The sequence below is a fragment of the Paraglaciecola sp. genome (genome assembly GCF_030730205.1).
Lineage (GTDB): Bacteria > Pseudomonadota > Gammaproteobacteria > Enterobacterales > Alteromonadaceae > Paraglaciecola.
The window spans coordinates 1-7384 of the sequence record NZ_JANQVQ010000317.1 but is presented as its reverse complement, the minus strand read 5'-3'; the positions used below and the strand labels follow the sequence as shown (position 1 = coordinate 7384).

Annotated in this window: 3 protein-coding genes; all 3 read right to left on the bottom strand. The window is 41.2% G+C overall.

Annotated elements, in window-relative coordinates; genetic code table 11:
• Positions 1–210: 210 nt before the first annotated feature.
• The 3 genes from NWQ57_RS21170 to NWQ57_RS21160 all read right to left on the bottom strand — a co-directional run bounded on the left by NWQ57_RS21170 (position 211) and on the right by NWQ57_RS21160 (position 6867).
• Entirely contained in the window at positions 211–2766 is a 2556-nt protein-coding gene (locus NWQ57_RS21170) for an exo 1,3/1,4-beta-D-glucan glucohydrolase (protein ID WP_306024183.1), read from the bottom strand.
• Entirely contained in the window at positions 2766–4028 is a 1263-nt protein-coding gene (locus tag NWQ57_RS21165) for a sugar MFS transporter (protein WP_306024182.1), read from the bottom strand. Before NWQ57_RS21165 ends, NWQ57_RS21170 begins: the two co-directional genes overlap by 1 nt.
• A 115-nt stretch (positions 4029–4143) precedes the next feature.
• Positions 4144–6867, bottom strand: coding sequence for a TonB-dependent receptor (locus tag NWQ57_RS21160; protein WP_306024181.1), 2724 nt, complete (start codon positions 6865–6867; stop codon positions 4144–4146).
• Positions 6868–7384: the final 517 nt, after the last annotated feature.

Below are 7384 nucleotides of genomic sequence, written 5' to 3'. Positions count from 1 at the left end.
ACGTAATCTGCAAACAGTTCCAACGAATATATTAGAAATAACCTTACTCGTTAACATTTATGGTAAAACCTAACAATTCACGCACAAAGTCATGTATTTCCAACCCGTGCATGAATCGTTATTTTTTAACTTGCTTCAAGCTTCTCTGTATTAAGTTACTTAGCTTGGGGTAAAAACCCTTACGCACAAGCCAATAGCAGAGTTTGTGCTTTAGTGACAGCTTAACGTCGCCTCTTCAGCCATTTGTGGAATAAAACCAATTTCCGAAAGTGATACTTGCATCGCGCCTTCGGACTCTAAAGAAAACGGCGATACTATGCTCTCAAATTTAACCCCTTGGTCAGCAAAACACTTTAAGTCAAAACTAAGGCTTGCCCATTCACCCATTGGCAGAGAGTTAAGCAGTGTAGTGACATCTAATCTTGCACTGCAACTGCCTAGTTCGTCACCAAAACCTTCACAGTTCATGGCGATATAGACTTTATCCGTTGGTTTGTTATCCACCTTGATTAACATGGAGAGGGCACTTTTAACCAATACATCTTTTGAGACATCTTCGCGAAAATGACTTTCACTGACTATTTTTACCCCCGCTAATTGCTTTCCCTCTAGCGTTAAAGAGAAAGCGTCCTCTTGGACTTTTCTATCTACGGTACGGAAGCTTAAACTTGCAAGTTTATGCGCGTTGGAGTTAACCACAACTTCCTCTGAACCTGCAAATAGGTGCATTAACCAGGGTTTATGCATAGTTCCCGTGTATAAACTTCTCTCTTTGACCTCAGCTAAATTTAACTCAACATGTTCTGACAAAGTATCGTTTAAAGTATTTTCATCCTGATAGCTCAGACCAAATCCATAGGGTAATAAAGGCGAATAATCATCGTCGCCAACATTCACAGTGGCTTGATCGGCAAACTGTGGCCAAGAATAAGACAACTTACCTTTAAAGTCATGCTGAACTGAGCCATCCGCATTAGCCAAAATGACCTCAGCTACACCATTACCTTCCGAGCCAGGTAACCAAGCAGCAACCAAAGCATCTGAAGCATTAAGTTCAGCATTGATCCACATGGGACGCCCAGAGATGAATATTGAAACCACGGGAATACCTTGGCTTTTAAGCTTTTTTAATAAAGCCAAATCGCGTTTATTACCTTGCTGATATTCGAGGTTTTCTCTATCGCCATGACCTTCGGCGTAGGGCTCTTCGCCAAATACCACAATAGCAAGGTCAGGTTTAGTGGCAAATTCACCATCAACATTAAGCTGTATTTGTCCACCGGCAGCTTCTACTTGGGTTTTTAAGCCAGCAAAGATTGAACTGCCACCAGGGAAGTCTGCATTGGTATTATTAGTACCTTGCCACGTAATGGTCCAGCCGCCTGATTGTTTACCAATATTATCTGCTGCATCTCCTGCCACTAAGATTGATAGTGATGGATCGATAGGTAACAAGTGGTTTTTGTTTTTCAGTAGAACCAAAGATTCTCTCACCGCTTGGCGCGCAATATCTCGGTGCGCCTGCTGGCCAATTAACTCGGTTTTACCTGAAAATTTACGGTTGGCTGGATTGGGTTTTTCAAATAAACCTGCACGTACTTTTACCCGTAAAATACGGGTTACGGCATCGTTGATGCGTGATATACCAATAGTACCGTCTTTGACTTGAGCTATGGTATTTTCGTAGAGGGGTTTCCAAGCACCGGTTGGCACCATGAAAATATCTAAACCCGCATTAACAGCTTGTGGGCAGCTTTCATTGCTACAGTTGTTGACTTGACCATGGCCATTCCAATCTCCAACCACAAAACCATCAAAACCCATTTGATTTTTAAGCACATCGGTTAATAAATAACGATTGCCGTGGACTTTGTCGCCATGCCAACTATTAAATGAGGCCATCACTGACTGGGCACCTGCCGTCAAACCACCCACATAACCTTGGGCATGGATATCAAATAATTGCTGTTCGTTACTGATATTGTCGCCTTGATCGTCACCCTTAACCGTACCGCCATCCCCGATAAAATGTTTGACGGTACTGATCACACGATTGTCAGATAGAAAGTCTTTGTCAGCTTGGCCTTGTAAGCCTTTTACAATAGATGCCGCATAGCGTCTGACGATTTCAGGATCTTCTGAATAACCTTCGTAAGTGCGCCCCCAACGGTCATCACGTACAACCGCAACGGTTGGAGCAAAAACCCAATCAATGCCAGTAACCATTACCTCTGTGGCAGTAATATTGGCAATTTTTTCAATCAACTCGGGGTTATTGGCTGCCCCAAGACCAATATTATGAGGAAACAATGTGGCACCAATTACATTATTATGACCATGGACCGCATCTGTTCCCCACATGGTTGGGATGTTAGTGCCATCTACGCTGTCATCAACAGACGCTAAATACATATCGTCGGCGAGCTTTATCCAATCATTAGCACTTGAGTGTTTATTATTATTGGGAAATGCGCCGCCACCATTGAGATAAGAGCCAAAACCATATTTGCGCATGTCTTCAACCGTGATGTCTCGGATCTCTGGTTGAATCATCTGCGCCACCTTTTGCTCCAAGGTCATTGAAGCCATCAAGGCGTGTACTTTGGCTTCGACTTGCTGATCCTGTTTAACCGCAATATCTAATTTGGGCCATATGTCAGCGGCGCGCTTTTGCTGGATATTTTGTGCGGTACTTTGTTCATTGCTACAAGCCATCAGTGTAAGCACGAGACTTGTTAATACGCTCGATTTTATTAATTGTTTCATTATTGATCCCAAGAAGGTTTAGTGATTACTCGGCTTCCAAAAAGGCCGTAATAAGCGATATACAGATAACAAAAAAGTGGCAAGATAAAGGCTAATTGCACGCCAACACTGTCAGCCAGTATGCCTTGAAACAGGGGGATAATGGCGCCACCCACAATGGCCAAGCACAATATGCTTGAGCCTTGAGCAGTATGTTTACCCAAGTTATTTACTGCTAAACAAAATATAGTCGGAAACATAACAGAGTTACATAAACCAACTAGCAATAAAGCCCACATAGCAAGGCTGCCAGAAAAGGTAATAGTGATAGCCAGTAAAAGGCAGGCTACGGCAGCGTTGAAAGCCAGTACTTTTCCTCCAGATACTTTTTGCATGGCGGCGGCGCCAATAAAACGCCCTAGCATAGCGCCTCCCCAATAATAACTTAGGTATTTAGCAGCCTCGGCTTCTTCTAGTGCGGCAATATTGCTTTCACCTAAAAAATTAACTAAAAAGCTACCAATAGCCACTTCGGCACCGACATAAACAAAAATACCCATGGCACCTAACACTAAATGGCGTTGTTGCCATGCACTGCCTTCCAGTTTTTCTTGCTGGCTCACTTCTGCGCTTGCTATGTGGGGCAGTTTAATCCAAGCAAATATAGCGGCGAGCAATAATAGTAGAGCGACTAATACTAAGTAAGGCATTTGCACTGATTCAGCAGACGAATTATTTGCAAGCGAATCTACCGCTTCATTTAGGATCAACAAGCCACCTAAATAGGGAGCAATGGTAGTTCCCAAAGAATTAAAGGCTTGGGTAAGAGTGAGTCGTGAAGACGCGGTTTCAGGCGGCCCCAATAAGCTGACATAGGGATTGGCTGATACTTGTAAAACAGTAATGCCAGAAGCTAATACAAATAAAGCCGTTAAAAATAAAGGATAGCTGTGGCTTGCTGCAGCAGGATAAAACAATAAGCAGCCAAAGGCGGCAATCACTAAACCCACCACAATTCCTTTTTGATAACCTATAGCTTTAAGTAACTTACCGGCGGGTAATGACACAAAAAAATAGGCGCCAAAAAAGCAAAATTGGATCAACATTGCTTGCGTATAATTTAAGCTAAAAGCCGCTTTTAAGTGTGGAATTAAGATGTCGTTTAAACAAGTGATAAAGCCCCACATAAAAAACAGCGAAGTAAGTACAGACAGTGAAAATGAATACCCGTCTTGGAGCTGATTTTTTGTAAACGTATTTGTTGTAATACTAGAAGATGACATTGATTATCCATGACAATATTATTGGTAAAACACATGCCTAGAAGGCCTCTCAAATCTGATGCGAAATTGAGAGGCCTTTTTAGTCATGTCAGTTTGGCATGTATGGCTTTATCGTTTAGAAATTATATCCAAAACGAACACTCCAACTACGCTCAGCTTTTCCAGCAATAGGCGTACTGCCTGCGTACCCTTGCCACCAATTAACATCTTCATCGGTAAGGTTATAAACACCACCTTCGACATACCAAGTATTGTCTACGGTTTCGTATTTCACATTGGCGTTGATCATTGCCCAAGCTTCACGTTTGTCTGAGTAAATATCTAAGTCGATACCTTCATTTAATGCGGACTCCGCTATGTCCCATTTCTCGGTATTGTCTATAGAAGTGTATGAATCATCTTCCCAATGAATATTAACAAAAGGAATTAGGCGGCCTTTGGCACCAAAATCAAAGGTATGACTGAAATTCAGGGTGAATGAGGCTTTGGGTGAGTAGGCTAGTTGATTGCCTTTTAAGTTACGGAACCAAGCTCGTGAGGTATCTAAGGTGCCAGGGATTTCAACTCCGTCTGGGTTAGCAAATACTTGAGCAGGCTCTGGTCCCCAAGCTTTCCAATAATCAGAGGTGATTTCGGTATCTAAAAAGGTTACATAACCACCAATAAAACCACCATTCCATGGGATGTAATCCATCTCTAATTCTAGGCCTGAAATTTTAGAATTTGAGGCATTACGCGTTAAGAAAGTCCCAAAATCTTGCGACATTTCAATCATTTCGCCAGTGCGAGGATCTTCTTGCATCTCAGTGATGGTGTCGTAAATCGTCCACGTAGAGAATTGCTGATTTTTATAATCACTGTAAAAATAATTAGCACGCAAGTTCATCTTGCCATCTAACAAGGTGGTTTTTGCGCCAATTTCATAGGTCACCACTTCTTCACCGTCATAACTGGTGTCAAAACGGGTACCATCAGATTGTTTGATCAAAATATCACCAAGACCACCCCCTTTGTAACCATTAGCGACATAGGCGTAATAGAGGGTATCTTTGCTTATTTGATAATCTAAGCCAATTCTCCAAGTGGTTTTAGACCAACTTTCTTTAATGTCATTTTCGGTATCAACTACTGCACCATCGATGGGGAAATCATAATAATCAACAGGTAGTGCATTTAAATTGGCTCGCACCACACTGGTGTTTTCAATCTGCTCATCTAAAGGACGCGACCAGTCGATGTAGTCCCATACTTCGCCCCACGCAGCGTCGGTATAACACTCGTTTGACCAACAGCCCAGATTTTGTCCGCCTTTGTCTTCTTTTTCGTCTTTAGTGTGTCTAGCACCTAAGGTAAAAAACAGTTTATCGGTGAGAGAATAGGTGCCTTGTGCAAATATTGCGTCAGACTTCACCGTACGTTTGGGTTGCATCCACCAAGACACACCTGCCATGGCACCATGGTATTGGCCTACCATGGAATTGTCTTCACTGAGGTTGAAATAGCCCACTATCCACTGTAAATCACCGCCACCTGTTGACTGTAATTGTATCTCGTGAGACCAAGAGTCATAATCGGTATCTATCCATTTGAGCATTTGATCCCAAAAGTACATGCCTTGATCTAAGTCAACTTGACCTGAGCGCTCCTGACTTTGAAAACCCGCTAAATAAGAAAACTGCATTTCATCGGTGATATCGTAATGAAAGCTTGAACGAAAACTATCGAGGGTTAAATCAACTTTACCCGGAATATTCACATACACGGTATTATTGTCTTCAGTTCCCCATAGGTCGGTACATGATCCCCCGTTAATCTCTACCGGGCGGTCTTTAATTTTTTCGCAATCACGCGACGCTGCGGTACCAGCCCCTTGATCAACATAACGCTCAAATGTTAACTGCCAAGAAAGCTCAGCTTTAGGCGAATATAAGCCTGACAATCTAAAAGCGTATTGATCAGAATTATTATAAAAATCAGCAGGGTCAGCTTTGATAGGTTCATATAAATTATCATTAAAAAAGCTACGATTATCACTGCTACGATCGGAAGGAGTCAGGCCTTCTGCCATGGGCACTAATTGTGACTGATCAAAGTTCAGGTAACGTTGATCCCACTGGTTAGGATCATAATAACCATTTAAATTTGAGTCTCTGGTTTCTTTAAAAAATGCGCCACGTAAGGCAAATGAATCTGAGACAGGTAGGTTGAGCACACCTTTGATGACTTTTTTATTATATTGACCTACTTCTAGCTCTATTTTACCCTCAACGTCATCCAATTTAGGTTTTGCTGAAATGATGTTTAGACTACCTACCGTAGAGTTACGGCCAAATAAAGTACCTTGTGGACCACGTAATGCTTCCACTCGTTCTACGTCAAAAATTAACGAAAGTGCCCCTTGCGGTCTGGGCGAATAGATTCCATCGTAATGCACACCAACTGCGGGGTCACCCCATTCAGTGGTATTGGTTGACCGGACGCCACGCATGGTAATAATCGGCGCTGAAGATTCTCGATCCGTCATAATACTCATGTTGGGTACGACGTTATTTAAATCTTTAACATTGGTGATACCAATTTTGGATAATTGCTCTTCTGTAAAGGCGGAGATAGCAATAGATGTGTTCATTAAATCGGTATCACGTTTTGTCGCTGACACAGTAATACGTTCTAAAATTTCTACTTCTTTTTTTTCTTCAATTATATTTTCTTCTACAACTTCTTTATCTACTACAGGCACTTGCGAAAAAGCAGGTAGAGCAAAGGTTAAATTGGCAGCTGCTAAAGCAACAAAGATTGGACTCGGTTTTACTCGAAAATTGAAATGATTCAGTTTCATATTTTAAGCCTTGTACCTTCAATGCAAAGACAGTTTTGCCTAATAATTGAAAGTTACGTTTTAATATTAGTGTTTACAGGAAATATCAGTTGCATACGCTTACCGACATAGATGCTTTTCACTTTCTAGGTCGTTAGCAAAATGGCCGTTGTTTATTTCCTCGTCCCTTGGCGTGTTAATGAATTAAGTATGTTACTTCGACAAAAATAAGCTGTATTTGTAGGTTTATTGATTACTCCGTCCCTTACCAAATAACATCAACGGCATACAAATTATTAAAATCCATTTTTATTAGCGTCCTAATAACAAGCACAAATTCAAACTTGCAACTTTGTAAGTATGAATAAAGGTTTTTAATTCGAACTTTGCTTTATTTATTTGGCTTGCAGGGGAATTAAAGATGTTAAAAATTTTTATAAAAAAGTAAATTTATTGGGTTAAATTTGTAGGCTCGAAATTTCTAAGTGTTAATTTTTAGAAAATTTAATTAAATTGAAGCGAAAATTGGATTGGTGTA

Coding starts and splice junctions, on each gene's coding strand:
- NWQ57_RS21170 (WP_306024183.1), bottom strand. CDS start 2,766: ATGAAACAATTAATAAAATCGAGCGTATTAACAAGTCTCGTGCTTACA.
- NWQ57_RS21160 (WP_306024181.1), bottom strand. CDS start 6,867: ATGAAACTGAATCATTTCAATTTTCGAGTAAAACCGAGTCCAATCTTT.
- NWQ57_RS21165 (WP_306024182.1), bottom strand. CDS start 4,028: ATGTCATCTTCTAGTATTACAACAAATACGTTTACAAAAAATCAGCTC.